This window comes from Rathayibacter sp. PhB1 (assembly GCF_004362935.1).
In the GTDB taxonomy this organism is placed as follows: Bacteria; Actinomycetota; Actinomycetes; order Actinomycetales; family Microbacteriaceae; genus Rathayibacter; species Rathayibacter festucae.
The window spans coordinates 443257-469195 of the sequence record NZ_SNYD01000002.1; the positions used below are offsets into that span (position 1 = coordinate 443257).

Sequence of the window (25939 nt, forward strand, 5' to 3'; positions counted from 1 at the left end):
TGAAGTCCTCTTTTTCCCACCGCAACGAAGGAAGCCCCATGGACTTCGGAGTCGTCCTCCAGACCAACCCGCCCGCCTCGCGCACCGTCGCGCTCGCCGTCCTCGCCGAGACCTACGGCTTCGACTACGCGTGGACGTTCGACTCGCACCTGCTCTGGCAGGAGCCGTACGTCATCTACTCGCAGATCCTCGAGAGGACCCACCGGATCACCGTCGGCCCGATGGTGACCAACCCGGCGACCCGCGACTGGACCGTCATCGCCTCGCTGCACGCGACCCTCAACGAGATGTACGGCAACCGCACCGTCTGCGGCATCGGCCGCGGCGACTCCGCCGTCCGCGTCACCGGCGGTGCTCCCACCACGCTGAAGACGCTGCGGGAGTCGATCCACGTCATCCGCGAGCTCGCGAACAGCCGCTCGGTCGAGTACAACGGCTCGACCCTGCAGTTCCCGTGGAGCCGCGGCTCCTCGCTGGAGATGTGGGTCGCCGCCTACGGACCGCTGGCGCTCAAGCTGGCGGGGGAGACGGGCGACGGGTTCATCCTGCAGCTCGCCGACCTCGACATCGCCCGCTGGATGATCCAGACCGTCAAGGACGCGGCGGCGAACGTCGGCCGCGACCCGGAGTCGCTGCAGTTCTGCGTCGCGGCGCCGATGTACATCGGGACCGACCGCGCGCACATGTACGACCAGTGCCGCTGGTTCGGCGGGATGGTCGGCAACCACGTGGCCGACATCGTCGGCCGCTACGGCACGAGCGGCGCCGTCCCGCAGGCACTGACCGACTACATCGCCGGGCGCGAGGGCTACGACTACAACGAGCACGGGCGGGCCGGCAACTCGCACACCGCGTTCGTGCCCGACGAGATCGTCGAGCGCTTCTGCGTCCTCGGCACGGCCGACGAGCACATCGCGAAGCTGACGGCGCTCGCCGAGATCGGCGTCACGCAGTTCGCCGGCTACCTCCAGCACGACAACAAGGAGGAGACGCTGCGCGTGTACGGCGAGCGCGTCATCCCGGCCCTCGGCCCGCACATCGTGGCCAAGGCATGAGGTCGCCGGCCGCGACGCGCGGGGTCCTGCTCGGCGCGGCCGGGCTGCTCCTGCTCGCGGTGCTCTGGGAGGTCTACAAGGCCCTCGGGCCGGAGACCGGCGTCGTGATCCAGGGCGTCACCGTGCTCCCGCGCACCAGCGCCATCGCGATGCCGCACCTCTGGGAGATCGCCGGCCGGCTCGCGGAGCCGATCACCGGCGCCCGCGACGCCCCGGTGCTCTGGCTCGCGGTACTGCAGGCCAGCGCCTTCTCACTCGGGGTCGCGGCCGTGGGCTGGGTCGTCGGCGTGGTCGTCGGGCTGCTGCTCGCGGTGCTGATGCAGCGCTTCCGCACGGCCGAGTCCGCGGTGCTGCCGTGGATCGTGCTGAGCCAGACGGTGCCCCTGATCGCGATCGCACCGCTGGTGCGCCGCTGGGGCTCGCAGCTCGAGCTCGGCGCCTTCACCTGGGAGAACTGGATGTCGGTGGCGCTGATCGCCTCCTACCTCGCCTTCTTCCCGGTCTCGATCGGCGCGCTGCGCGGACTGAACGCGCCGTCGGCGCACCAGGTCGAGCTGATGCGCGTCTACGGCGTCGGCTGGTGGAAGACGCTGCTGCGGCTGCGCCTGCCCGCGAGCGTGCCGTTCCTCCTCCCGGCGCTGCGGCTCGGTGCCGTCAGCGCCGTGATCGGCACCGTCGTCGCCGAGGTCTCGATCGGCCTGCGCGGCGGCATCGGCCGCATGATCATCGAGTTCGCCTCCTCCGCCGGGGGAGACCCCGCCAAGCCCTGGGCGCCGATCCTGGGCGCGGTTCTGGTGGGCCTCGCGGCCGCCGGCGTCGTCGGCCTGATCGGCACCGCCCTCCGTCCGTTCCGCAGAGGGGAGCAGCCCGCATGAGCGCTGCCGAACCGGCCGTCGTCGTCGACTCCGTCACGAAGACGTTCACCACGAAGAAGAGCACGAGCGTCACCGCGCTCGACACCGTCTCGCTCGAGATCGCCGCGGGGGAGTTCGTGTCGCTGATCGGGCCCTCCGGCTGCGGCAAGTCGACGCTGCTGCGGCTGATCGCCGACCTCGACGAGCCGACCTCGGGCACGATCTCGGTGTTCGGCAAGACGGCGCGGCAGGCGCGGCTCGACCAGGAGTACGGGATCGCGTTCCAGCAGGCGGGGCTGCTGCCCTGGCGGAGCATCCGCGCGAACATCGCGCTGCCGCTCGAGCTGCACGGCGTCGGCGCCACGGCCCGCCGGTCGCGAGTCGACGAGCTGCTGGCGCTCGTGGGACTCGGCGACTTCGCCGACTCCTACCCCGACCAGCTCTCCGGCGGGATGCAGCAGCGGGTCGCCATCGCTCGCGCCCTCGCCGAGAGCCCCCGGCTGCTGCTGATGGACGAGCCCTTCGGCGCGCTGGACGAGATGACGCGCGAGCGGATGCAGACCGAGCTGCTGCGCATCCGGAGCGAGACGGGGGCCGCCGTGGTCTTTGTGACGCACTCGATCCCGGAGGCGGTGTTCCTCTCCGACCGCGTGGTGGTGATGTCGCCGCGGCCCGGGCGGATCCGCGACGTGCTGCGGATCGCGCTGCCGGACTCCTCCGAGCGCGAGGCGGGGGTGCGCGAGGACGCGGCGTTCTTCTCGGACGTCGGTGCCGTGCGCGAGCTGCTGCACGGCGACGCCGCCGCGGTGCCGCGCGGGGTGGAGAACCGGTGAGCAGCCCCGCGCTCGCCCGGGCGGTCGTCGCGCCGCTCGTGCTCGGCATCGCGGCGCTGCTGCTCTGGCAGGTCGGCGTCACGGCGCTCGACGTGCAGCCGTTCGTGCTGCCGTCGCCGCTCGCGATCGGCGCGGAGTTCGCGCAGAACGCCGGCTCGGTCCTGGCCGGGAGCCGGGTGACCGGCGGCAACGCGCTGATCGGGCTCGTCGCCGGGGCGGTGCTCGCGGTGCTCGTCGCCGGGGTGTCCGCGCTGGTGCGGGTCTTCGACGGGCTGGTGGCGGCGATTGTGGCCGCGGCGGCCGTCGTGCCGATCGTGGCGCTCGCTCCCGTGCTCTACACGATGTTCGGCGCCAACGTCGAGACAGCCCGGCAGCTCGTGGCGGCGCTCGCGGTCTTCGTGCCGGTGTACGTCAACACCCTGCGCGGGCTCCGGCAGGCCGCTCCCGTGCACCGCGATCTGATGCGCGCGTACGCCGCCTCGCCGTGGCAGACAGCGCGGACGATCACGCTGCCCGGGGCGGTGCCGTTCTTCTTCACGGGGCTGCGGATCGCCTCCTCGCTCGCCGTGATCTCGGCGCTGGTCGCCGAGTACTTCGGCGGGCCGATCGGGGGCCTGGGCAAGTCGATCACCTCGGCGGCGTCCGGCAGTGACTACGCGCTCGCCTACGCCTACGTGCTCGGGGCCGTGCTCGTGGGCCTCGTGTTCTACTGCGTCACCGCGGGCCTCGAGGCGCTCGCGCTGCGGCGCAGCCACGCGCACTGAGGCGCGTCCCTCCACTCCCGCCGGCTCCCGCCGGACGGGCACTTCGGCACCACCCGAACGCACCACCCGCACACTGCACGCGCACCATCCGCACCACGGCACTCGCTCCATCCGCTCCACCGCTCCACGGCTCCATCCGCACCACGGCACTGACGGCCCGCCCGGGCCGCATCCCGCACCGCACCGCACCAGGAGGAACAGTGAACAGACGCACGCGCATCGCGATGACGACCACGGCGGGACTCGCCGCCGTCGGCCTCGCGCTCACCGGCTGCAGCGCAACCAGTGACACCGGCTCCGGAGCCTCGGGGGACTCGGGCGATCTCACGCCCGTGACCCTGCAGCTCCAGTGGGTCGCCCAGGCCCAGTTCGCCGGCTACTACGCCGCCGTCGACCAGGGCTACTACGAGGACGAGGGCCTCGACGTCACCATCGCCGAGGGCGGCGGCGACATCGTCCCGCAGGACGTCCTCGCCTCCGGAGACGCCGACTACGCGATCTCCTGGGTCCCGAAGGTGCTCGGCTCGATCGAGAACGGCGCGAACATCACCGATGTCGCGCAGATCTTCGAGCGCAGCGCCACCACGCAGATCTCCTTCAAGGACAAGGGCATCACCTCGCCCGCGGACCTCGCGGGCAAGCAGGTCGGCAGCTGGGGCTACGGCAACGAGTGGGAGCTCTTCGCCGGCATGCAGAAGGACGGGGTCGCGCTCGACGACATCTCGCTCGTGCAGCAGCAGTTCGACATGAACGGCTTCCTCGCGGGCGACATCGACGCGGCGCAGGCGATGACCTACAACGAGTACGCGCAGGTCCTCGAGTCGACGAACCCGGCCACCGGCGAGCTCTACACGCCCGACGACCTCAACGTGATCAGCTGGAACGACGTCGGCACCGCGATGCTGCAGGACGCGATCTGGGCCGACGCGGACAAGCTCTCGAGCGACGACGCCTACGCCGAGCAGACCGTCGCCTTCATCAAGGCGTCGATCAAGGGCTGGATCTTCGCGAAGGACAACCCGCAGGAGGCGGCGGACATCGTCACCGCGGCCGGCTCCACCCTCGGCACGAGCCACCAGCTCTGGATGACCAACGAGGTCAACAAGCTGATCTGGCCCTCGACCAACGGCGTCGGCATGATCGACGAGGCGGCCTGGGACCAGACGGTGGACATCGCCAAGACGACGGAGAACGAGACCGGCGCGACCATCATCAGCGACGACCCGCCGGAGACCGCGTACTCGAACGAGTACGTCGAGAAGGCGCTCGCCGAGCTCGCGGACGAGGGCGTGGACACCAGCGGCGCCGACTACGAGCCGATCGAGGTGACCCTGGAGGCCGGCGGCGCCTGACGCGTCTCCGTCATTCCTCAAAAGTTGCGGTAGTCGCTTCCGACTACCGCAACTTTTGCGTACGCGCCCGCAACTTTGAGGAGGGAGGGCGTGGGGCGAGCGCGGGATCCGGGGAACCTCCGCCCGGGCGTGGCGCGGGGGACTAGGCTCGATCCTCGTGACTACTTTCAAGAAGACGCCGTTCACCGTGAACGTGCGCGACATCGTGAACCGCCCGGGGGAGATGCGCGAGCACCGTCTCGACCTCGAGGCGCCCGAGGCCTTCGGCGAGGGCATCGTCGCCGTCCGCCAGGGCGCGCCGCTCGATCTCGACGTCCGGATCGAGTCGGTGCACGAGGGCATTCTGGCCAGCGTCCAGGTGTCCGCGGAGGCCGTCGGCGAGTGCAGCCGCTGCCTCACCGACATCTCCCTGCCTGTCGATGTCGAGTTCCAGGAACTTTTCGCGTACTCTTCTGACGAAGCTTTCGACTATGAGGTTCACGACGACCACGTGGATCTTGAACCTCTGGTCAGGGATGCGGTGGTGCTGTCGCTGCCGTTCCAGCCGGTGTGCCGGCCGGATTGTCCGGGCCTCGACCCTGTCACGGGGGAGCGGCTGGCCGAGTCCTCCGTGTCCGAGCCCGAGGCTCCGCGCGACTCCAGGTGGGCCGCGCTCGCCGGGTTGGGCGAGTCGGGGACCGGTGGGGCCGCAGCGCCCGGAGCTTCCGCAGACAGTGGTGCCGGCGCCGAGCCGCGCACCGAAGACGACCGAACCTGATCAGCCCCGCCTGATCCGACCGAGCTAGAGAAGAGAGAATCATGGCTGTTCCCAAGAGGAAGAAGTCCCGCGCGAACACCCACGCTCGTCGTTCGCAGTGGAAGGCGGAGGTCCCGCCCCTGGTGAAGACCGTCGAGAACGGCAAGACCGTCTACAGCCTCCCGCACCGCGCCAAGGTCGTCGAGGACTCCGCGGGCACCGCGCTGTTCCTCGAGTACAAGGGCCGCAAGGTCGCGAACGTCTGATCCAGTCCCTTCGGCTCCGCCTCGCCCCGCGACACGAGCCGTGCGGTCCATGGTGAACCAGACTTCCGCAACACCCTCCAGCGACGACCGGTCGCGTCTGGAGGCCACGCTCGGCGTGAGCCTCGACGGTGAGCTCTTCGAGCTCGCCCTGACGCACCGGTCGTTCGCTTTCGAGCACGGCGGCCTCCCGCACAACGAGCGTCTCGAGTTCCTCGGCGACTCGATCCTCGGGCAGGCCGTGACGGTCATGCTCTACACCGAGTACCCCGCGCTGAGCGAGGGCGACCTGGCCAAGCGCCGGGCGAGCCTCGTCTCGACGGTCGCTCTCGCGGAGATCGCCCGCGGCATCGGCCTGGGCGAGCACCTCCGCCTCGGCCGCGGCGAGGAGATGACCGGCGGCCGCGACAAGTCGTCGATCCTCGCGGACACCGTCGAGGCGATCATCGGCGCGGTCTACCTCGGCACCGGTCCGGACGCCGCGCGCGACCTCGTGCTGCGGCTGATCGCCCCGCTGACCGCGGATCCGCTGCGCTTCGGCGTCTCGATGGATCCGAAGACGAGCCTCCAGGAGGCGGCGGCTGAGCGCGGCGCGCCCGCTCCCCGCTACGAGATCGCGGCGACCGGGCCGGACCACAGCAAGGTCTTCGTCGCCACCGTCATCGTCGGCGGGCTGGTCACCGCCCGCGGTGAGGGGACGAGCAAGAAGGCGGCCGAGATGGCCGCCGCTCTCGACGCCTGGACGCGCCTCTCGGCGACGGCTCCCGGTGAGCCGGTCGCTCCCGCCGCTCCGATCGAGGACTGACCGTGCCCGAGCTGCCCGAGGTCGAGGTGGTGCGGGCCGGGCTCGCTCCCGCCGTCACCGGCTCGTTGGTGACGAGCGTCGAGATCGTCGACGAGCGCTCGCTCAAGCGCCATGTGCACCCGCTCGGCTCGTTCGAGGGGCTGCTCGTCGGGCGGCGGCTGCGCGGCGCGGTGCGACGCGGCAAGTTCCTCTGGCTGCCGGCCGGTCGCGACGAAGCGCTGCTCGTGCACCTCGGGATGAGCGGGCAGGTGCTGCTGCGGACGGCCGACGCGGCGCTCGCGAAGCTGACGCGCATCCGGATCGGCATCGAGCATCCGGAGCACGGCGAGCTGGCCCTGCACTTCGTGGACCAGCGGATCTTCGGCTCGATGGCGATCGACTCGCTGGCTCCCACCGCGGACGGCGCTCCGGGCGGCTACGCCGGCGACGACGCGGTCGACGGCGACTGGCTGCGCGCCGTGCCCTCGCAGGTCGCGCACATCGCCCGCGATCCGCTCGACCCGTTCTTCGACCTCTCCGCCGTCCTCGCCGTGCTGGCCCGCCGGAACAGCGGCATCAAGCGCTCCCTGCTCGATCAGACGCTGGTCAGCGGCATCGGCAACATCTACGCGGACGAGTCGCTGTGGGCGGCCGAGCTGCACCCCGAGACGCCGAGCTCGACGCTGACCGAGGCGCGGATCCGCCGCCTGTTCGCCGAGGTCCGCTCGGTGCTCGAGCGCGCGCTGGCCGAGGGCGGCACCAGCTTCGACGCCCAGTACGTCAACGTGAACGGCGCCTCCGGCTACTTCTCGCACAGCCTCAACGCCTACGGCCAGACCGGCAAGCCCTGCCCGCGCTGCGGCGAGCCGATCGTCCGCGTGCCGTTCATGAACCGCTCGTCGCACCTCTGCCCGCACTGCCAGCGCGCGTCGCGCTGAGCGGCGCGACCTCCGGTTCGGTCGGCGCTGCCTCCGACGGAGGAGCCGCTGCAGAACATCAGCTGAGTAGGCAGGTCATCGCTGATGGGCGATGAGCAGGACTCCTGGCTGATGTTCTGCGGAGTTCCGCTCCGTGGGGCGGGGTGGGACGGCGTCAGGCGTCGGCCTTCTCCTCCGCGGGGGTCGCGTGCTTCACGTGGGCGATGAGGTGGCCGAGGAGCGAGGCGATCAGGGTGATCGCGGCGGCGATCGCGAGGCCGAGCCAGAGGCCGACGTTCAGTGCCAGGGCGCCGACTCCGGCGCCGGCGGCGATCAGGACGACGGCGGTGGCGCGGCGGAACCAGGGCTGGCCCTTGCCGCCGCCCAGGCGGGAGTCGGCGGCGAGGCCGGTGATGGTCGAGGTGACGACGACAGTGGTGACGTCCTTGACCGCGATGTGGCGGGCGGTCGCGGCCTGGAGGCCCATCGCGAGGCCCAGGACGCCGGTGACGGTGAGGGCCAGGGGCTCGGGGTGCTCGGGGACGACGCCGAGCACGACGGCGAGCACGGCCATCAGCAGGCCGACGACGGTGAAGAGCCAGGAGGAGCGGGTGGTCCAGCCGGCCTTCACCGGGCGCAGGACGCGGCCGCCGATCGCGGCGCCGAGCATGAAGCCGGCGAGGGCGATGATCGGGCCGACGATCGGGAGGTCGTCGGCGCCGGCGAGCGCCATGCCGAGGATGACCACGTTGCCGGTCATGTTGCCGGTGAAGACCCGGTCGAGGCCGAGGTAGCCGACGGCGTCGATGATGCCGGTCGAGAAGGTCAGGGCGAGCATGAGGCCGAGGTGGACGTTGTCGGTGCGCGTGCGCAGGCGTCGGAACACGGGGGTCCTGTCGTCGGAGGGGTGGGCGGGCACCGCGAGATGCCACTTGTGAGCGCCTCCGTCGGCGTGTCGCGTGCACAAGTGGCATCTCGCGGGAGAGAGCGAGGGTGGTGCGGGGCCGATACTGCCATGGATGCGGCGGGCGGCCGGGACACGAGGGCGCAACACGGCGCCGCTACTGTCGGACGGAGTGCGGGGCGGGCCCGCGCGGAGAGGCGGCCATCGTGCAGGACGTGCAGAGGCGGGACACGCAGGAGCGGCCTGCGCAGGAGCAGCCGGCGGTGTGGGCGGTGCAGCCCGGGGAGGGACTTCCGGAGGGGGTCGAGTACCTGCCGGCGGAGCCCGGATCGGTGCTGTGGGGGCGGCTGCCCTGCGCGAGCGACCGGGCGGTGCTCACCGTGGACTCCGGTGCGGAGGTCGTCATCGACACGCTGAGCCACGAGGGGGTCCTGGAGGATCAGGGGCGGGATCCCGTCACGTTCTTCGGGGCGCACGGTGTGGCTCCCGAGGGGGTGCTGCGCGACGCGATCGAGCTCGCCGCGGCCGGGCCCTTCCGCGACACCGCCGTCGACGGGCCGCACGTGGTGACCGGTCCGATCGCAGTGCGCGGCGCGCAGCCCGGCGATCTGCTCCGGATGACGCTGCTCGAGGCCGAGCCGCGCGTCCCCTACGGCGTGATCTCGAACCGGCACGGTCGCGGCGCGCTGCCGGGGGAGTACCCGCTCGCTGCCGGCCCGTTCAGCGCCTTCGCTCGGGTGGAGGAGGGCGCCGACGGCATTCGCCGGGGCGTGCTGCCGCTGACTCCGGGCGGTGAGCGCTCGGCGCGGTTCGAGCTGCACCCGTTCCTCGGGATCATGGGCGTCGCGGTGGCGGGCGACGAGCGGCCGCACTCGGTGCCCCCGGGTGCGCACGGCGGCAACATCGACATCTCGCTGCTGACTGCGGGCACGAGCGTCTATCTGCCGGTGCAGGTGCCGGAGGCCCTCGCCTACGTCGGCGACCCGCACTTCGCGCAGGGCGACGGCGAGGTCGCGCTGACCGCGATGGAGGCGAGCCTGCGGGTGCGGGTGCGCTTCGAGGTGATCCCGCGGGCGGAGGCGCTCGCCGCGTTCGGCGAGATCGCCGGGCCGCTCGGCGAGACGGCCGAGTTCCTGGTGCCGACCGGGATGGACGAGGACCTCGACATCGCGGTGCAGAACTGCGTGCGCGCGGCGATCGCGCTGCTCCAGGCCCGCTACGGGATGGACGCGAGTCTCGCCTACGCGTACCTCAGTGCCGCGACGGACTTCAACATCTCGCAGGTCGTCGACCTGGTGAAGGGCGTGCACGCCCGCGTGCGGACGGCGGACTTCGATGACTGAGCAGCACGGCCCTGACCCGCGCGTCACGACGCTGGAGGGGGAGCTGCCCGACGGGCTCGTCGACGCGGTGCTCGCCTACGAGGCCGCGCTGGCGGCCGACGACGTGCCGGCGCTCGCCGACGCCTTCGTCCGCGAGCCGACGACGCTGCGCGGCGACGCCTCCGGGCTGCTCGTGGGGCACGAGGCGATCACGGGGTTCCGCGGGCGGCGCGGTGGGACGCCTCCGCGGGCGCTCGCCGAGCTGCACGTGCGGGCCCTCGGGGCGGACGACGCGCTGGTCGTGACGGTGAACCTGCCGGCCCGTGGCGGGCGCGGGCTGGTGACGCAGCTGTGGACACGTGACTCCGGAGTGTGGCGGGTGCGCGCCGCGCAGGTGCAGGCGCCCGCGCCGGCGCTCGATGCGCGGGTGTGGCGGGCGGTCGGAGCGCCGCTCGTGCCCGCCTCCGCGTCGGGGCCGCTCGACGGGCTGGACGTGGCGGTGAAGGACCTGTTCGCGATCGAGGGGCAGCGGATCGGCGCGGGGATCCCCGTGCGCCTGGCGGAGGCCGAGGTCGAGCGATCCACGGCGCCCGCGGTCGCGATGCTGCTGGGCGCGGGAGCGTCGGTGCGCGGGATCGCGCAGACCGACGAGTTCGCGTACAGCATCGCTGGCCGGAACTCCGGCTACGGGACGCCGCCGAACCCGGCGGTCCCGGGGGCGATCCCGGGCGGCTCCTCGAGCGGACCCGCGACCGCGGTGTCGCTCGGGCAGGCGTCGATCGGACTCGCGACGGACACTGCGGGGTCGATCCGCGTGCCAGCGTCGTACCAGGGGCTCTGGGGGCTGCGGACGACGCACGGAGCGGTGCCGGTAGAGGGGCTGCTGCCGCTCGCGCCGAGCTTCGACACGGTGGGGTGGCTGGCGCGGGATCTCGGGACGCTGCGGAAGGTCGCCGCGGTCGCGCTGACCGGGCCCGCGGAGTCGCCGGTGAGTGGATTCGTCGTCGCCGACGCGCTGCTCGAGCGGGTCGACGCGCCGGTCGCGGCCGCGTTCTCGGCGGTGGTCGACGGGCTCGGGGCCCAGCGGATCGAGCTGCCGCCGGTGGCGGAGATGTTCGAGGCGTTCCGTCTCGTGCAGGCCGCGGAGGCGTGGGCGTCGGACGGTGCCTGGGTCACGGCGCATCCGGGCGTGCTGGCGCCGGACGTGCAGGCACGGTTTGACGCGGCGGCGCGGATCGACGCGGAGACCGAGGCGGCGGCGCGGGAGCGGGTCGCGGGGTTCCGCGAGCAGCTCGATGCGGCGCTCGGCGGGCGGGTGCTGCTGCTGCCGTCGGCGTCGTCGGTCGGGCCGGCGCTTGACGCGTCGGCCGAGGTGATCGATGCGGCTCGGACGGCCACGCTCGGGCTGACCTGCCTCGCGGGGATCGGCGGGTATCCGGCGCTGTCGGCGCCGCGGCTGAGCGTCGGCGGCAAGCCGGTGGGGCTGTGCCTGGTCGGTCCGCGCGGGGCGGATCTGGCGCTGCTGGAGCTGGCGGCGGAGGTGTTGGGGTAGGCGGGTCTCCCGGAGCAGAGCACCTTGTCGATGTTGGGTATCCCCACCCCTGCTGATCGAGTAGCCCGCGGAGCGGGCGTATCGAGATCCACCTGCGTCAGGACATGAGTCTGCAGACCTGCCCTGCTGATGACGGCGGGTCTCGATACGCCCCTGCGGGGCTACTCGACCAGCAAAGGCTGCGGGCGTCTCTTCCCGGTGGACCCTCGCGCGCCGAAACATCGGCGAAACGTCTGTTGCAGTAGGCTCGGGAGCTGAAACAGGTTTTTCTCTGCACGTCCGACTGCGAAGAAGGTGGCTCCCATTCCGACCGCGCCCGCGATCTCGACGTTCCTCCCCATCGACCCGCCGCCCCGGCTGCTGATGGGCCCCGGCCCGATCAACGCCGACCCGCGGGTCCTCCGCGCGATGTCCGCGCAGCTGGTGGGCCAGTACGACCCGTTCATGACCTCGATGATGAACGAGACGCAGGAGCTCTACCGCCGCGTCTTCGCCACCTCGAACGAGAAGACGATGCTCGTCGACGGCACCAGCCGCGCCGGCATCGAGGCCGCGCTCGTCTCGATGCTCGAGCCGGGCGACAAGGTGCTCGTGCCCGTCTTCGGCCGCTTCGGCCACCTGCTCCGCGAGATCGCCGAGCGCTGCGGCGCGGAGGTGCACGTGATCGAGGCGGAGTGGGGCCAGGTGTTCCCGGTCTCGGTCATCACCGAGGCGATCGAGCGCGTGCGCCCGAAGGTGCTCGCGGTCGTGCACGGCGACACCTCGACGACGATGGCGCAGCCGCTCGAGGAGCTCGGCGCGGTCTGCGAGAAGTACGGCGTGCTGTTCTACACCGACGTCACCGCGTCGCTCGCGGGCAACGCGTTCGGCGCCGACGAGCTCGGCCTCGACGCCGTCTCGGCCGGCCTGCAGAAGTGCCTCGGCGGGCCCTCCGGCTCCGCTCCCGTCACCTTCTCCGAGCGCGCCGTCGCCGTGATCGAAGCGCGCAAGAGCATCGAGGCCGGGATCCGCGACGAGGGCGACGCGGTCAGCGCGCACCCCGTCCGGTCCAACTACTTCGACCTCGGCATGGTCTTCGACTACTGGGGTCCGCGCCGGCTCAACCACCACACCGAGGCCACGACGATGCTCTACGGCGCGCGCGAGTGCGCCCGGCTGATCGTCGAGGAGGGCCTCGTCAGCACCATCGCGCGGCACGAGCTGCACGGTGCGGCGATGCTCGCCGGCGTCCAGGGGCTCGGCCTCCGCGTCTTCGGCGACCTCGCGCACAAGATGAACAACGTCGTCGCGGTGCACATCCCGGACGGCGTGAACGGCGACGCGGTGCGCGGCGCGATGCTGGAGGACTTCGGCATCGAGATCGGCACCTCCTTCGGGCCGCTGCACGGCAAGGTCTGGCGGATCGGCACCATGGGCTACAACGCCCGCCAGGACACGGTTCTGACGACCCTCGCCGCGCTCGAGGCGGTCCTGCGCCGCGCGGGCGCGTCCGTCGCTCCGGGCGGCGGCGTCGCCGGCGCGTACGGCGTCTACGACTCCGCACGGGGAGGCGCGGCGTGAGCGTCGTCGACGCCGCCGCGATCATGGCGCGCTGCGACGAGCTCGCCGCGGTGTCGAGCGCCCGCGGCGCGATCGAGCGCGTCTACCTCTCTCCGGAGCACGCCCGCGTCAACGCGATGGCCGCGCGCTGGATGGAGGACGCCGGAATGCGCACCTGGCAGGACGCGGCCGGCAACCAGTGCGGCCGCTACGAGGGCGCGACGCCCGGACTGCCCGCACTGCTGCTGGGCTCGCACCTGGACACGGTGCCCGACGCGGGGCGCTACGACGGGATCCTCGGCGTGATGCTCGCGATCGCCGTCGTCTCCCGTCTGAACGCCGCGGGCACGCGCCTGCCGTTCGCCGTCGAGGTCGTCGCGTTCGGCGACGAGGAGGGCACCCGCTTCGGCACGGCCCTGCTCGGCTCCCGCGCGGTCGCCGGCACCTGGGACGAGCACTGGTGGGAGCTGGAGGACGCGCACGGCACGACCCTCGTCGAGGCGTTCCACGAGTTCGGTCTCGACCCCTCGCGCATCTCGACGGCGGCGCGCGACGCCGCCGACGTCCTCGCCTACCTCGAGACGCACATCGAGCAGGGCCCGTACCTGGAGGAGGCGGACCGCGCCCTCGGCGTCGTCTCCTCCATCGCCGGGGCCCGCCGCTTCGCGCTCACCCTCACCGGCAAGGCGGGGCACGCGGGCGGCGTGCCGTTCGACCGCCGCCGCGACGCGCTGACCGGGGCCGCCGAGGCCGTGCTCGCCGTCGAGCGCATCGCCCGCGAGCACGGCGCGATCGCCACCGTCGGCCGCCTGGAGGCGTTCCCGGGCGCGGTCAACGTCATCCCCGGCCGGGTGGAGTTCTCGCTCGACCTGCGGGCCGAGTTCGACGACGTCCGCGACACCGTCTGGGACGGGATCGAGCACGCGATGTCGGAGACGGCCCGCCGCCGCCGGCTCGCGCTGACCGTCGAGGAGACGCACGGGGCGCCCGCCGTCGTCGCGGCCGACTGGCTGCAGGACGTCGTCCGCACCGGCATCCGCGCGACCGGCGACGAGGAGCCGATGGTGCTGTTCTCGAAGGCCGGGCACGACGCGATGGCGATCGCCGACCTCACCGAGTACGCGATGCTCTTCGTCCGCTGCGAGGGCGGCGTCAGCCACCACCCCGAGGAGAACGTGACCGAGGCCGACGTCGCGACCGCGCTGGACGCCTTCGAGGCGGCGGTGCACGCGTTCGCCGAGGCGCGGGCAGGACGGGTGTGACCGCCTCGGCGCCGATCGCCGAGCACCGCGCCGAGACCTCCGCACCGAGCATCGGCCACCGGATCGACGCGGGCTACGCCTCGCTGTCGCGGCAGGAGCAGCGCGCGGCCGACTTCATCCTCGACCACCTCGGCGACCTCGCCAGCTACACCGCCACCGAGCTCGCGCAGCACAGCGGAGTGTCGAAGGCCACGGTCTCGCGGCTCTTCCGCCGGCTGGGCTTCTCCAACTCGCAGGAGGTGCGCGAGCACGCGCGTGCGCTGCGCAGCTCCGGTGTGCCGGTCGGTCCGGCCTCGGCCGGTGCCCCTGCCGACGCGCTGGCCGCGCACCTCGAGAGCGAGCACGCGAACCTCCGCCGGCTCGCGACGACCTTTGCCGACGGGCGGCTCGAGGAGTCCGTCCGACTGCTCTCGGGCGCCCGCGAGGTCGTCGTGATCGGCCTGCGCAACAGCTACCCGGTCGCGCTGCACCTGCGCCAGCAGCTCGCCCAGGCGCGCGCCCGGGTGCGGATCGCGCCGCAGCCTGGGCAGTCGCTCGGCGAGGAGATCGCCGGGCTCGGCGCGGAGGACGCGGTGGTGCTGGTCGGCTTCCGGCGGCGGCCCGCCTCCTTCGCAGCCGTCGTCGAGGTGCTGGCCGCGCACGGGGTGCCCGTCGTGCTGCTCGCCGACACTCACGCACGGCGCTTCGCGGATCGCTGCGCCGTCTGGCTGGAGTGCCCCGTCGACAGCGAGGCGGCCTTCGACAGCTACGCCGCGGCGATGAGCGCGGTCGCCGTGCTGGCCGCCGGAGTGCTCGGCGCCGTGCCGCGGGAGTCGCGCGAGCGCATCGCGGGCATCAGCACGCTGTACGCCGAGCTGGCGGAGTTGGAGGAGCGGCCGTGAGCGCCGAGGCGGCCGAGCTGATCCGGGCGCACGCCCGGCACCCTGTCGGGCGGGACGAGACGCTGCCGGTGGAGGTGCTCGGCCGCGCCGAGCTGCTCACGCCGACCTGCGGCGACCGGATCGAGGTCCGGGTCGCGGGGCACGCCGCTGCGCTGTCGATCAGCTGGAGCGGGCGCGGCTGCGAGGTGTCGCAGGGCTCTGCGTCGCTGCTCGCGGACGAGCTCGACGGGCTCGACGCGGTCACTGCCCGCGGGCGCGTCACCGCCTTCCTCGACGCCATGGCCGCGCACGACGCGGTGTCCGGACGCGCCGTGGAGTCGGTCGCGGGGGAGCCGCTCGGCGACGAGGCGGCGCTGCTGCTGGTCGCCGCGAACCCGGTGCGCTCGGTCTGCGCGATGCTCGCCTGGCGCGCCCTGCGCGACGCGCTCGACGAGAGCGGGCTCGGATGACCGCGTCAGTCCGGACCGTCGTGGTCGGCTCCGGAGAAGAGGTCGCCGCACTCCACCGCGAGCGCTCCGTGCTGCGCGAGGTAGTCGCGGGCGCCGGAGTCGCCGGAGAGCGTCGCCGCGAGCGGACGCCAGTGCGGGCTGCCCAGGAGCACCGGGTGGCCGGGGCGACCGCGGTAGGTCGCGCGGGCGAGCACCGACGGACCGACGGGGGAGTCGCGGAGGACGCGCTCGCCGACCGCGGCGGGTTCGTCCGGCAGATCGACGAGCGTCACCAGGGCGGCGTCGCCGTGCGCGGCCCGCAGCCCGGTGCGCAGGGAGGCCGACAGTCCCTCGGCCCAGTCCTCCGCGACGACGACGCCGGCGCGCTCCGGGACCAGGGGCCGCGCCTCCTCGGCCCCGGCGCCGAGCACCACGAGCACGCTCCCGCAGCCCGCGGTCTCGAGGCGCGCCACCGCGCGCTCGACCCAGCTCACGCCCTCCGCATCGACCCGCAGCGCCTTCGGCCCGCCCGCCCGGTGGCCGGCGCCCGCGGCGAGCACCACCCCCACCACGTCCATCCGACCATCGTGCCGTACGCCCGGCCCGACGAGGAGACCGCATGACCGACCCCACCATCCTCCGCGACGCGCTGCTGGCGTGCCTCGCCGTCCCGCGCTGGGCCGACGAGGTCGCCGCCGGCGCGCCCTACGCCTCGACCGAGGCCCTCGCCGACGCGGCCGACGCGAGCGCGCGCACGCTGACCGCCGACGAGGTGGAGGCGGCGCTGGCCGACCACCCCCGGATCGGCGAGAAGCACGCGGGGACCGGACGCTCCTCCGACTTCTCCGCCGCCGAGCAGGCGTCGAGCCTCTCGCCGGACGAGGCGCTGGCCGAGCGGCTGCTGGCCGGCAACCGGGCCTACGAGGAGCGGTTCGGGCGGGTGTTCCTCATCCGCGCAGCCGGACGCGACCGATCGGAGATCGTCGCCGAGCTGGAGCGCCGGCTCGCCCTCGACGAGGAGACCGAGCGCGGGATCGTCGCCGACCAGCTGCGCGAGATCACGGTGCTGCGGGTGCGGGCGCTCGGCCCGGAGACCGGCGCCGTCGTGGAGGCGGGTCGATGAGCGCGCACCGCAGCCACGTCACGACGCACGTGCTCGACGCCGTGCTCGGCCGGCCGGCGCAGGACGTGCCGGTCGCGCTCGAGGCGCGACGAGGATCCGGCTGGGAGCCGGTCGCGAGCGCGCGGACGGACGCCGACGGCCGCGTGGCCGAGTTCGGCCCTGCCGAGCTGCCCGCGGGGATCTACCGCGTCGTCTTCGACACCGCCGCGTACTTCGAGCGCTCGGGCACCGAGTCGTTCTACCCCGAGGTCGTCGTCGCGTTCCGCCTCGAGGACACGGCCGCGCACTTCCACATCCCGCTGCTGCTCAGCCCGTTCGCCTACTCGACCTACCGGGGGAGCTGAGCGTGCAGCTCCGGGAGCTCCTCGACGCACCGACGCTGCGGATCCGCGCCGTGCACACCACCGAGGAGGCGCTCGCGCGCGAGGTGAACTGGACCTTCACCACCGATCTGCTCGACCCGCGCCGCTACCTGGCGCGCGATCAGCTCGTGCTCACCGGCATGATGTGGCGGCGCACGGCCGAGGACAGCGAGACCTTCGTGGCCGCGGTCGCCTCCTCCGGCGCCGTCGCGCTGCTGGCCGGCGAGGGGCTCCTGGGCTTCGTGCCCGACGATCTGGTCGCGGCCTGCCGCGCGCACGGGGTCGCGCTGTTCGCCGTGCCGGCCGACGTGTCCTTCGCCTCGATCACCGCGCACCTCTCCAATGCGCTGGCGGGCGATCGGGTCGCGCGGCTGACCGCCGGGCTCGCGCGCCAGCGGCAGCTGCTGACCGAGGTCTACCGCGGGCAGCTGCTCGACGAGCTGATCGCCCGCACCTCGACCGAGCTGGGGCGGCCGGTGCGGGTGCTGACCGCGACCGGGCGCTCGGCCGCCGCGACCGCGGACCCGCTGAGCAGCGACGAGGTCGACCGCGTCGTGCATGCCGCGCTGACCGCGCGCCGCACCCCGGTGACGGTGCCGGACGCGCACGGAGGTGTGCTGTCGATCCTCGCCGTCGCGGGAGCGGAGGAGCACCGCGCCGCCTCGTGGTTCGTCGTCGTCGCCGGCGACTGGAACGAGTGGCACCCCTCGCTGCTCGACGCGATCACCGAGCTGACCGGCGTGATCGGGCTCTACCGCCTGCAGCGCGAGGCGGCAATGCTCGCCGACGCGGCGCTCGCCGACCGGCTGCTCGAGCTGATCGAGGAGGACAGCGAGCAGCCCGAGACGGTGGTCTACCTCCGCCAGCTGGGCCTCGGCGGCGTCGAGCGCTTCGCGGTGCTGGCGGCCGCGGTGGACGGCGACGGCGAGCTCGCGCGCTCGGTGCTCACGGATGCGGTGGCGCACCTGGGCCGGGCCGTGGTGGGGCGCGATGCCGACGGTGCGGTGGCGCTGGTCCCGGTGGCGGACGACGAGGCCCTGGCCGTCGTGACCGCGGCGCTGCGCCGGGCCGGAGCGGCGCTCGACGGAGCGGTGCTGCGGGTCGGAGTGAGCGCGCCGAGTCCGCTGGCCGCGCTCGGTGGGGCGCTGCGGTCGGCGCGCTACGCGCTGCGGCTGCCGTCGGCGCCGGGCGACGCGTCGCCGGTGCGGATCGGGACGGCGGGCGAGGTGACCTCGGCGGTGCAGCTGCTGAGCGCGGTTCCCGATCACCTGCGCACGGTGTTCGTCGAGCTGGTGCTCGGCCGGCTGATCGAGCACGACGCGCGCTACAACTCGCAGCTGGTGGCGACCCTCTCGGCGTTCCTCGACTGCGGCGGCTCCTGGGTGCGCGCGGCCGAGCAGACCCACCTGCACCTCAACACGGTCCGCTACCGCATCGCCCGCGTCGAGGAGCTGACCCAGCGCGACCTCTCGAACACGTCGGACCGCGCCGACCTCTTCCTGGCGCTGCGGCTGCGCTGAGCGTCCCTGCTCATGCTGATCGAGTAGGGCGCGAAGCGCGCGTATCGAGATCCGCGCACCGTTCGGACGCGTAGGTCTCGATACGCCCCTGGCGGGGCTACTCGACCAGCATGAAGGCGGGCCCTGCCTGGAAGTGCAACCAGCATGGATCGGACCCTGCGGGGCTGTTCCGCCATCGGGGCTGAGCCTTGTGGGGTTTGGTCGACCTGTGTGGGCGTGGGCGCATCCATGTTGATCGAGTAGCGCGCGCAGCGCGCGTATCGAGATCCACCCATCGTGAGGACGGGTGGATCTCGACACGCCCCTTCGGGGCTACTCGACCACCAAGAAGCACCCCCTCCGGGGCTACAGCGACGGGGCCGTGACGCGGCGGCCCTGCACGTGGACGGCGTCGATCGCGGGCTCGCGCAGGCCCAGGAGCAGGGTGAACAGCAGCTGGGCCGTCGCCTCCTCCGGGTCGTCGGCGCGGACGCCGAGGGCGAGCACCTCCGCGAGCGGCTCCCAGCGGTCGGGCTCGATGCGGAGGAAGTCCGCGTCCTTGCCGAGGTCGAAGTTGCCGAAGCGCTCCTCCATGTCCAGCGCACGGGCACCGGCCAGCGTCGTGGTGAAGAGCAGCTGGGCCGGGTGCAGCGCGATCGACGCGTCGCCCTCCTCCGACAGGTGCACCTTGAAGGCGTCGTTGGCCACCCGCGCGAGCAGCCACTCGTCGCCGGCGCCGATGTCGCTGCCGAGCGCGATCGTCACGCCCGCCGCGGCGGTGCGCCGCCACGGCATCGTCCCCGAGCCGAGGAACTGCTGCGAGGTCGGGCAGTGCGCGATCGAGGTGCCGGTCGCGGCCATCCGGTGCAGCTCCGCGTCCTGGCAGTGCACGGCGTGCGCGAGGATCGTCCGCCGGCCGAGCAGCGAGGAACCGCCGCGCCGCGAGCCGGGCAGGAACAGCCCGTCGTAGGTGTCCAGGTAGCTGCGGGTGCCGAAGCTCGCGCGGACCGCCGCGATCTCGCCGTCGCCCGGCCGGTCGTTCTCGTTGAGGTGGCTGTGCACGTACACGCCGCGGTCGCGGACGCCGTCGTAGAGCTCGCCGAGCCCGGCGAGCGTCGTCGGCGTCACCGACAGCGAGAAGCGCGGCACGATCGCGACCTGCTGCAGCGCCGTCGAGGGGTCGCCGGTGTCGACCGCGTGCCAGCGGTCGATCTCCTCGGCGACGAGCGCGAGCGCCTCGTCCTCGCCGGTCAGCAGCGCCGCGGCCGACGGCGGCCCGACCGTCTGCAGTCCGCGACCGGACACCGTGCGCAGCCCCGCCTCGACACTACGCTCGAACAGCGCGTCCTGCGCGTGCGGGAACGCCGAGCCGAAGACCATCGCCGCGGTCGTCCCGGCGCTCACCCGGCGGCGGGTGAAGGCCCGCGCGATGCGGCCGGCGAACTCCTCGTCGGCCAGCCGCGACTCCGCCGGGAAGATCGCGGTGTCGAGCCACTCCAGCAGCTGCCCGCCGCCGAACGCGTCGGTCGAGTACGTCTGCGGGAAGTGCAGGTGCGTGTCGACGAAGCCCGGCAGGAGGAACGCGCCCGCGTCGCCGGTGACCGGCCAGTCCGCGTACTCGCGGGGGAGTGCGGCGTGCGGTCCGACCCAGAGGATCGTCCCGCCGTCGCCGACGACGAGCGCGCCGTCCGGGATCGACACCAGCGCGTCCGCGGCCGTCTCGACGGTGGGCCGGCCGGCCACGTGCAGGACGTGGCCGCGGTGCACGCCGCGCGCGCCGGCGCCCGGACCGGACCCTCCGCTCACACCAGTCCCGAGTACGCGTACCAGGCGGGCCCGGCGTCCGGCGCGTCGTCGCGGGTGACGGCGGCCTGGATCAGCCCGTAGGGCCGGTCGGCGGCGTGGTAGACCTCGTTGTCGTTCTCCACACCGAAGGGCGAGAGGTCGTAGAGGAAGTGGTGCTTGTTCGGGGCCGAGAGGCGCACCTCGACGATCTGCGGGAACTCCTCCAGCACCGCCTTGCCCATCTCGAAGAGCGTCTGCTGCAGGGCGAGCGAGTGCACGGTGGCGAAGCGGCTGATCATCAGCGCCTTCACTCCGGCGTAGACGGCCTCCCAGTCGCTCGCGGCGATCTCCTCGTCGCTGAGGGCGAAGCGCCACTTCGCGACCAGCGAGGTCGCCATCACGCGGTCCCGGGTGGGTGGGAGCACCGTGTAAGGGTCGGTGAGGAAGCCGTGGAACTCCGAGCCGGTGGACTTGAGGATCGTCAGGTCCTTGAAGCCGCCGGTGATCCAGACCTGCTGCGCGTCGCCGGTGCCCTCGACGGTGACGGAGGCGATGCGCACCTCCTGGCCCTTGCGTACCCAGGTGTGGTCGTGCTGGGCGCCGTCGACCAGGACGCGCTCCCAGGCGAACTCCTCGATCTCGATCCGCGCGCCGTGCACCGTCTCGGTGCCGTCGACGAAGTGCCGGGCCAGCTCGAGGCCGTACGCCTCGATCGAGCGCAGCCCCTTCTCCTTCGCGAAGGAGTAGGCGGTCTGCTTCTGGGTGTCCGTGGGCAGGACCGCGGACTGGTCGCCGGTCAGGTGCGCGGCCGCGAAGTCGCCGCGCAGGGCGGTCGAGACGTTCACGTCGTGGATCTCGTGCCGGGGGCTGTCGCGATAGATCCGGACGACGCGGTTCTCGGCCTTCCCGTACTGGTGGTCTCCGAGGATGATCGACATGTCCGCTCCTGTTCGCGTTCGGTGGTTCGTGGGGCTCCGCGGGGGCCGCGGTCGCGCGGCCGAGCGGTGCCCGTCTGCCAGGATGCCGCGCGCGGCGAGCCCGTCGCACCGGCGGAGTGCTCAGCGTCCGGCGCCCGCGTCACCCGAGTCTTGTGCGATCCGCCCGGAACCGCGCCCGGAACCGCGGGAGTTCACACGGCGGAAACGTGACCGGAACACGCGGCCCGGCCCCGTCGCTCCGACTCCGCTGTCGGTGACGGCTCAGGGCCGCTCGAGCAGCCGGCCGACCGGCGCCGAGGTGCCGCCCGTGACCCGGACTCCGCCGACCCAGGTCGCCGCGACGGCGCCCCGCAGCACGCGGCCGTCGTAGGCGGAGACCTTGTTCTTGTGCGAGAGCGCGTCGACGTCCACCGGCGACGCCGCCTCCGGCTCGAACGCGACCAGGTCGGCGTCCGCTCCGGCCCGCAGGAGCCCCTTCTGCCCGAGCCCGGCGAAGGCGGCCGTCGCCGTCGACATCCAGGCGACGACCTGCTCCAGCGGGATCCCGCGCTCGCGCGCGCCCGTCCAGACCGCGCGGAAGCTCAGCTCGAGCCCGGAGATGCCGCCCCAGGCGAGGCCGAAGTCGCCGTCGTGCGCGAACTTGAGCGCGGCGGTGGCGGGGGAGTGGTCGGAGGCGATCAGGTCGATCGTGCCGTCGAGCAGGCCCTTCCAGAGCAGCTCGCGGTTGCGCTCGTCCCGGATCGGCGGGCAGCACTTGAACTGCGTGCCGCCATCGGGGATCGTCTCGGCGTCGAAGGTGAGGTAGTGCGGGCAGGTCTCCGCGGTGATCCGCAGCCCCTCGGCCTTCGCCTCGCGCAGCAGCGGCAGCGCCTCGGCGGAGGACAGGTGCAGGATGTGCGCCCGCCCGCCCGTCTCGCGGACGGCCTGGATCACGCTCGCGATCGCCGAGTTCTCCGAGGCGGGCGGCCGGGAGTCGACGAAGGCGTCGTAGGAGGTGCCGCCGCTGTTCGCGCTCGCCTCGAGCTCGACCGGATCCTCGGCGTGCACGATCAGCAGGCCGTCGAACGCGGCGATCTCGGCCATCGCCGCGAACAGCTGCTCGGTGCTCAGGTGCGGGAACTCGTCGACTCCGCTGGGCGAGAGGAAGCACTTGAAGCCGAAGACGCCGGCGTCGTGCAGCTCGCGCAGGGTGCCGAGGTTCTCCGGGATCGCCCCGCCCCAGAAGCCGACGTCGACGAGCGCCTGCGGCCCGGCCGCGGCCTTCTTGGCGTCCAGCCCCGCGACGGTGGTGGTCGGCGGGATCGAGTTGAGCGGCATGTCGATGATCGTGGTGACCCCGCCCGCGGCGGCAGCGCGGGTGGCGGAGGCGAAGCCCTCCCACTCGGTGCGGCCGGGCTCGTTGACGTGCACATGGGTGTCGACGATCCCCGGCAGCAGCACCTGGCCGGCGGGGAGGACGACCTCCTCGAGGGTCTTCCAGGGGGCGTCGATGTCGCCGACGGCGACGATGAGCCCGCCCGCGACGGCGACGCTGGCGGGCCGCGTCCCGTTCTCGGTGAGGACGGCGGAGGAGCGGATCACGAGGTCGAGCGAGGGGGAGTCGTCGGGCATGGGTTCGACCATATACTCGGCATGTTTCCCGCGTGTGAGCGCCCGCCGGCCGCACGACCCGGCTCCGCGCCCTCCCGCCCGTCGACGTCGGAGGCCGCCGTGCTCGAACTCGCCGTACCGCTCCTCGCGCGCGTCGAGGCGGGCGAGCGCGTCGCCGTGGTCACCGTCACGCACGTCTTCGGCTCGGCGCCGCGTGCCCTCGGCTCCTCGATGGCGGTCGACGCGGCCGGCAGCGCCATCGGCTCCATCTCGGGCGGCTGCGTCGAGGCCCAGGCCTACGCGCTCGCGCAGGAGGTGCTCGGCTCGGGCGGCTCCGGCTCCGAGCACTTCGGCTTCGACGACGAGGCGGCCTTCGCGGCGGGTCTCTCCTGCGGCGGGCAGCTGCGGGTCTTCGGCCACGTCGTCGACGCGAGCTCGGGGGCCGTGCTGGCCGAGCTGCGGGCCGCGCGGGCCGGGCAACCGGCGGGGCTGGCGATGATCGTCGGCGGCCCGGACGAGCTCGTCGGCCTGGTGCTCACCGGGGCGACCCGCGCGCAGGACGTGGTGGGGCCGTCGCTGGACGAGGACACGGTGCGCCGGATCCTGGCCGAGCGGGCGGCGCGCCTGGCCTCGGGCCGCTCGGCGACCGTGGAGATCGCCTGCCAGGGTGTCGAGCTCGAGGTGACCTACGTCGTCAGCGCCGAGAAGCCGCGCCTGCTGATCTTCGGCGCTGTCGACTTCTCCGCGGCGCTCTGCGCGGCCGGGGCGCTGCTCGGCTACCGGGTGACGGTCTGCGATGCGCGGCCGGTGTTCGCGACGGCGGAGCGGTTCCCGGGCGCCGACGAGGTCGTGGTCGACTGGCCGTCCGACTACCTCGAGGCGACGGAGGTGGACGAGCGCACGGTGATCGCGGTGCTCACCCACGACGAGAAGTTCGACGTGCCGCTGCTCGAGACGGCGCTGACGCTGCCGGCCGCCTACATCGGCGCGATGGGCTCCCGGCGCACGCACGATCGGCGGCTGCGGCTGCTGCGCGAGGCCGGGGTGGCGGAGGAGTCGCTCGCCCGGCTGCACTCGCCGATCGGCCTGGACATCGGCGCATCGACGCCGGAGGAGACGGCGGTCTCGATCCTCGCGGAGGTGCTCGCGGTGCGCGCCGGGGCGTCGGGCGCGCCGCTGGCGGGGCGGTCGGGGCCGATCCACGCCTCGCGCTGACAGGCGGCACGCATCCTGCCGGGTCGGGCCGAGTGCTGCCATGACGGCGGCAGCTCTGCCGCCGGAGTCGGATCGTGCCAGGGACTCGGCGTCCGAGCGGCCGCGGTGCGACCATGATCGCGCTCCGCCGCCTGCCCTGTCTGCACGATGATCAAGGAGTCCCCATGTCCGTTCCCACGCGCCCGTCCACTTCCTCGCGCCGCGTCAGGAGGAGGCGTTCGGCCGTCGCCGCGGCGCTCGCGCTCACTGCCGGTCTGGCGGGGTGCCTCGCGCCCGCCGCGCTCGCCGATCCAGCCGTCGAGGTCCCCGCACTGTCGAGCGCGGTGTCGTCCGCTCTCGGAGGCCCGGCCGTCGACGCCTTCGCCCTGACGGGCCCGGCGAGGAGCGTCGACGTCACGGGCACCGGCGGCAGCGATCCGGCACCGTCGACGAGAGCGGGCGCTCCGGCTCCATCGAGTGCTGCCGCGGGCCCCGCCTCCGGGGAGGTGACCGACGGCCCCGCGCTGACGGTGACGACCCGGGTCCGTTTCGATGTCGCACCCTACGGAGCAGTCGGGCTCGGCACGCCGATCACCGTCGCCTACACGTTCATGAACACGGGGACCGTCCCGCTGAACGAGGTCGGTCCCGATCGGGTCCGGCTGGACGTTCAGGAGAGCCGGACCGCCTTCGTGACGGGCCGCGTGGTCACCGCGGACGACCTCCGGTCCGGCGTCGTGACGCTGTCGAGCTCGTGGACGGTGCGGACGCCGACGGGCTCGTACACCACGCCGACGAGCATCGACAGCATCCCCCTCCCCGGGGCGCTCGACTATGGACCGACGTCGGCGACCGCCCGATCGTCCACTCCCGGCGGCGCCGCGGCGATCGGCCGGGCGGAGTGGTCCGGGCCGATCCATCTCTCGCGCTGACGGACGGCGCGTCGACCGACGGCAGACGTGAGACGGTTCCGGTCGGCGCCCCCCCCCGTCTCGTTGCGCTGCAGCTCGTCGGGCAGTGATCCTGACGGGCCGATCGGATCCTGCCAGGAAATGGACAGGGAGCGGTGCGCGGTCCGATGCTGTCATCGCTCCGCTGCCCCGGCCGGCCGGGTCCTCCCGACCGCCTCTTCGCTCAGCCCTTCCGCACGACCATCAAGGAGTCCTCATGTCACCGCGCCGTCCCGATCCTGCCCGCGCTCGCCTCCGGCGAACGAGCCTTCCGGCCGTCGCCGCGTCCCTCGCGCTGACCGCCGGCCTGGTCAGCTGCATCGCCCCGACCGCTCAGGCGGAGGGCCGCGCCCCGGCCGTGCGGAGCGATGTCGCCACGAGCTCCACCACCGTCGAGGAGCGCCCCGCTCTGAACGTCGTGACCACGGGAGCCTTCGAGGTCCGGCCGGGTCGATCGGTCACCGTCGGCACCCCTGTCGTCTTCACCTACCGATTCACGAACACCGGGAACGTCCCGCTCGACGACGTCGGTCCGGGCCACGAGCACCTGGAGGTCGGCTGGTCCTACGAGTTCGTCAGCAGGGGACGCACCGTCGACGCGGTGGACCTCGAGCACGGATATGTGACCTCCTCGCGTGCGTGGGCGCCCCGGACACCGACGGGCTGGTACGTCTCACCGACGTTCACCTTCCATCTGCCCATCCCTTCCAGCGGCCGGTAGCCCCCGGCGTTCGTCTCCCGGGAGGCCTCGTGTCTCTCCGTCCTTCTCGCCTACCACTTCGTGAACACCGGCGACGTCCCGCTCCACGACGCAGGGCCGACCTTCGAGGACCTCGACCCAGCAGAGTCCTCACGCTTCAGCACGGCGGAGCGCACGGTCACGGCGCACGAGCTCGATGCGGGCGTCGTGACGTGACGGGCCGGTGGACCGTCCGCACCCCGACGCGCTCCTGGCAGGCTCCGCCCTTCACGGTGTGCCTCTTCACCCGCTGAGCGGCCGCCCGGCCCGGGGCGCGCCGGCCCACGGAAACCACCGCGAAACACCGCGCTGC

Annotated in this window: 27 protein-coding genes; 22 read left to right on the forward strand and 5 right to left on the reverse strand. The window is 73.2% G+C overall.

The window, feature by feature from the left end:
- The first annotated feature begins 38 nt into the window (after nt 1-38).
- The 9 genes from EDF17_RS06220 to mutM all read left to right on the forward strand — a co-directional run bounded on the left by EDF17_RS06220 (nt 39) and on the right by mutM (nt 7579).
- Nucleotides 39-1055 carry a TIGR03842 family LLM class F420-dependent oxidoreductase gene (locus EDF17_RS06220; protein ID WP_123445675.1) on the forward strand — a complete coding sequence of 339 codons (1017 nt, stop codon included), beginning with the start codon at nt 39-41 and terminating at the stop codon, nt 1053-1055.
- Nucleotides 1052-1930, forward strand: coding sequence for an ABC transporter permease subunit (locus EDF17_RS06225; protein WP_123445676.1), 879 nt, complete (start codon nt 1052-1054; stop codon nt 1928-1930). Before EDF17_RS06220 ends, EDF17_RS06225 begins: the two co-directional genes overlap by 4 nt.
- Nucleotides 1927-2742, forward strand: a complete 816-nt coding sequence (locus tag EDF17_RS06230) for an ABC transporter ATP-binding protein (protein ID WP_123445677.1) — start codon at nt 1927-1929, stop codon at nt 2740-2742. Before EDF17_RS06225 ends, EDF17_RS06230 begins: the two co-directional genes overlap by 4 nt.
- Nucleotides 2739-3506, forward strand: coding sequence for an ABC transporter permease subunit (locus tag EDF17_RS06235; protein ID WP_123445678.1), 768 nt, complete (start codon nt 2739-2741; stop codon nt 3504-3506). The genes EDF17_RS06230 and EDF17_RS06235 overlap by 4 nt, the downstream gene beginning before the upstream one ends.
- 200 nt (nt 3507-3706) lie before the next feature.
- Nucleotides 3707-4858 (forward strand): ABC transporter substrate-binding protein, encoded by a 1152-nt coding sequence (locus tag EDF17_RS06240; protein WP_243732805.1) that lies wholly within the window; start codon nt 3707-3709, stop codon nt 4856-4858.
- 223 nt (nt 4859-5081) lie between these two features.
- On the forward strand, nt 5082-5615 hold the full coding sequence (locus EDF17_RS06245) for a YceD family protein (protein ID WP_123446003.1): 534 nt from the start codon (nt 5082-5084) through the stop codon (nt 5613-5615).
- Nucleotides 5616-5656: 41 nt separating this feature from the next.
- Nucleotides 5657-5860, forward strand: a complete 204-nt coding sequence (gene rpmF, locus EDF17_RS06250) for a 50S ribosomal protein L32 (protein ID WP_123445680.1) — start codon at nt 5657-5659, stop codon at nt 5858-5860.
- 49 nt (nt 5861-5909) lie between these two features.
- Nucleotides 5910-6662: a ribonuclease III gene (gene rnc, locus EDF17_RS06255; protein WP_123445681.1), complete on the forward strand. Its 753-nt coding sequence runs from the start codon at nt 5910-5912 to the stop codon at nt 6660-6662.
- A 2-nt stretch (nt 6663-6664) separates the two neighbouring features.
- On the forward strand, nt 6665-7579 hold the full coding sequence (mutM, locus tag EDF17_RS06260) for a bifunctional DNA-formamidopyrimidine glycosylase/DNA-(apurinic or apyrimidinic site) lyase (protein WP_123445682.1): 915 nt from the start codon (nt 6665-6667) through the stop codon (nt 7577-7579).
- Nucleotides 7580-7733: 154 nt separating this feature from the next.
- Here mutM and EDF17_RS06265 read toward each other — a convergent pair whose 3' ends face one another.
- Nucleotides 7734-8444: a YoaK family protein gene (locus tag EDF17_RS06265; RefSeq protein WP_311316436.1), complete on the reverse strand. Its 711-nt coding sequence runs from the start codon at nt 8442-8444 to the stop codon at nt 7734-7736.
- A gap of 233 nt (nt 8445-8677) precedes the next feature.
- Here EDF17_RS06265 and EDF17_RS06270 point away from each other — a divergent pair, with 233 nt between their 5' ends.
- The 6 genes from EDF17_RS06270 to EDF17_RS06295 all read left to right on the forward strand — a co-directional run bounded on the left by EDF17_RS06270 (nt 8678) and on the right by EDF17_RS06295 (nt 15467).
- Entirely contained in the window at nt 8678-9805 is a 1128-nt protein-coding gene (locus tag EDF17_RS06270; RefSeq protein ID WP_208110583.1) for an acetamidase/formamidase family protein, read from the forward strand.
- On the forward strand, nt 9798-11336 hold the full coding sequence (locus EDF17_RS06275) for an AtzH-like domain-containing protein (protein ID WP_123445684.1): 1539 nt from the start codon (nt 9798-9800) through the stop codon (nt 11334-11336). Before EDF17_RS06270 ends, EDF17_RS06275 begins: the two co-directional genes overlap by 8 nt.
- A 363-nt stretch (nt 11337-11699) precedes the next feature.
- Nucleotides 11700-12896, forward strand: a complete 1197-nt coding sequence (locus tag EDF17_RS06280; protein WP_123446005.1) for an alanine--glyoxylate aminotransferase family protein — start codon at nt 11700-11702, stop codon at nt 12894-12896.
- Nucleotides 12893-14137 (forward strand): allantoate amidohydrolase, encoded by a 1245-nt coding sequence (locus EDF17_RS06285; RefSeq protein ID WP_243732806.1) that lies wholly within the window; start codon nt 12893-12895, stop codon nt 14135-14137. Before EDF17_RS06280 ends, EDF17_RS06285 begins: the two co-directional genes overlap by 4 nt.
- Nucleotides 14134-15018: a MurR/RpiR family transcriptional regulator gene (locus EDF17_RS06290; RefSeq protein WP_243732807.1), complete on the forward strand. Its 885-nt coding sequence runs from the start codon at nt 14134-14136 to the stop codon at nt 15016-15018. Before EDF17_RS06285 ends, EDF17_RS06290 begins: the two co-directional genes overlap by 4 nt.
- Nucleotides 15015-15467: an iron-sulfur cluster assembly scaffold protein gene (locus EDF17_RS06295; RefSeq protein WP_123445685.1), complete on the forward strand. Its 453-nt coding sequence runs from the start codon at nt 15015-15017 to the stop codon at nt 15465-15467. The genes EDF17_RS06290 and EDF17_RS06295 overlap by 4 nt, the downstream gene beginning before the upstream one ends.
- Nucleotides 15468-15472: 5 nt before the next feature.
- Here the strand turns inward: EDF17_RS06295 and EDF17_RS06300 are convergent, their stop codons facing one another.
- The gene (locus tag EDF17_RS06300) at nt 15473-16024 is read right to left on the reverse strand and encodes an NTP transferase domain-containing protein (RefSeq protein ID WP_123445686.1); all 552 of its coding nucleotides are present in this window, start codon (nt 16022-16024) and stop codon (nt 15473-15475) included.
- Between the two features lie 41 nt (nt 16025-16065).
- Here EDF17_RS06300 and uraD point away from each other — a divergent pair, with 41 nt between their 5' ends.
- The 3 genes from uraD to EDF17_RS06315 are packed head-to-tail and all read left to right on the forward strand — an operon-like array spanning nt 16066 to nt 18451.
- On the forward strand, nt 16066-16569 hold the full coding sequence (gene uraD / locus EDF17_RS06305) for a 2-oxo-4-hydroxy-4-carboxy-5-ureidoimidazoline decarboxylase (RefSeq protein WP_123445687.1): 504 nt from the start codon (nt 16066-16068) through the stop codon (nt 16567-16569).
- On the forward strand, nt 16566-16913 hold the full coding sequence (gene uraH, locus EDF17_RS06310) for a hydroxyisourate hydrolase (protein ID WP_123445688.1): 348 nt from the start codon (nt 16566-16568) through the stop codon (nt 16911-16913). Before uraD ends, uraH begins: the two co-directional genes overlap by 4 nt.
- A gap of 2 nt (nt 16914-16915) precedes the next feature.
- Nucleotides 16916-18451 carry a helix-turn-helix domain-containing protein gene (locus EDF17_RS06315; protein ID WP_123445689.1) on the forward strand — a complete coding sequence of 512 codons (1536 nt, stop codon included), beginning with the start codon at nt 16916-16918 and terminating at the stop codon, nt 18449-18451.
- A 345-nt stretch (nt 18452-18796) separates the two neighbouring features.
- On the opposite strand, the gene EDF17_RS06320 is transcribed toward EDF17_RS06315, so the two are convergent.
- The 3 genes from EDF17_RS06320 to allB all read right to left on the reverse strand — a co-directional run bounded on the left by EDF17_RS06320 (nt 18797) and on the right by allB (nt 22764).
- The gene (locus tag EDF17_RS06320; RefSeq protein ID WP_185019955.1) at nt 18797-20236 is read right to left on the reverse strand and encodes an amidohydrolase family protein; all 1440 of its coding nucleotides are present in this window, start codon (nt 20234-20236) and stop codon (nt 18797-18799) included.
- Nucleotides 20233-21153, reverse strand: coding sequence for a factor-independent urate hydroxylase (gene pucL, locus EDF17_RS06325; protein WP_123445690.1), 921 nt, complete (start codon nt 21151-21153; stop codon nt 20233-20235). Before pucL ends, EDF17_RS06320 begins: the two co-directional genes overlap by 4 nt.
- Nucleotides 21154-21414: 261 nt before the next feature.
- On the reverse strand, nt 21415-22764 hold the full coding sequence (allB, locus tag EDF17_RS06330) for an allantoinase AllB (RefSeq protein WP_123445691.1): 1350 nt from the start codon (nt 22762-22764) through the stop codon (nt 21415-21417).
- A gap of 99 nt (nt 22765-22863) precedes the next feature.
- On the opposite strand from allB, the gene EDF17_RS06335 reads away from it, so the two are divergent.
- The 4 genes from EDF17_RS06335 to EDF17_RS20450 all read left to right on the forward strand — a co-directional run bounded on the left by EDF17_RS06335 (nt 22864) and on the right by EDF17_RS20450 (nt 25803).
- Complete coding sequence (locus EDF17_RS06335) at nt 22864-23958, forward strand: XdhC/CoxI family protein (protein WP_123445692.1); 1095 nt, start codon at nt 22864-22866, stop codon at nt 23956-23958.
- Between the two features lie 164 nt (nt 23959-24122).
- Complete coding sequence (locus tag EDF17_RS06340) at nt 24123-24869, forward strand: hypothetical protein (RefSeq protein ID WP_133671922.1); 747 nt, start codon at nt 24123-24125, stop codon at nt 24867-24869.
- A gap of 235 nt (nt 24870-25104) precedes the next feature.
- The gene (locus EDF17_RS06345; RefSeq protein WP_123445694.1) at nt 25105-25608 is read left to right on the forward strand and encodes a hypothetical protein; all 504 of its coding nucleotides are present in this window, start codon (nt 25105-25107) and stop codon (nt 25606-25608) included.
- Nucleotides 25609-25668: 60 nt separating this feature from the next.
- Complete coding sequence (locus EDF17_RS20450) at nt 25669-25803, forward strand: hypothetical protein (protein WP_260321494.1); 135 nt, start codon at nt 25669-25671, stop codon at nt 25801-25803.
- Nucleotides 25804-25939 lie beyond the last annotated feature (136 nt).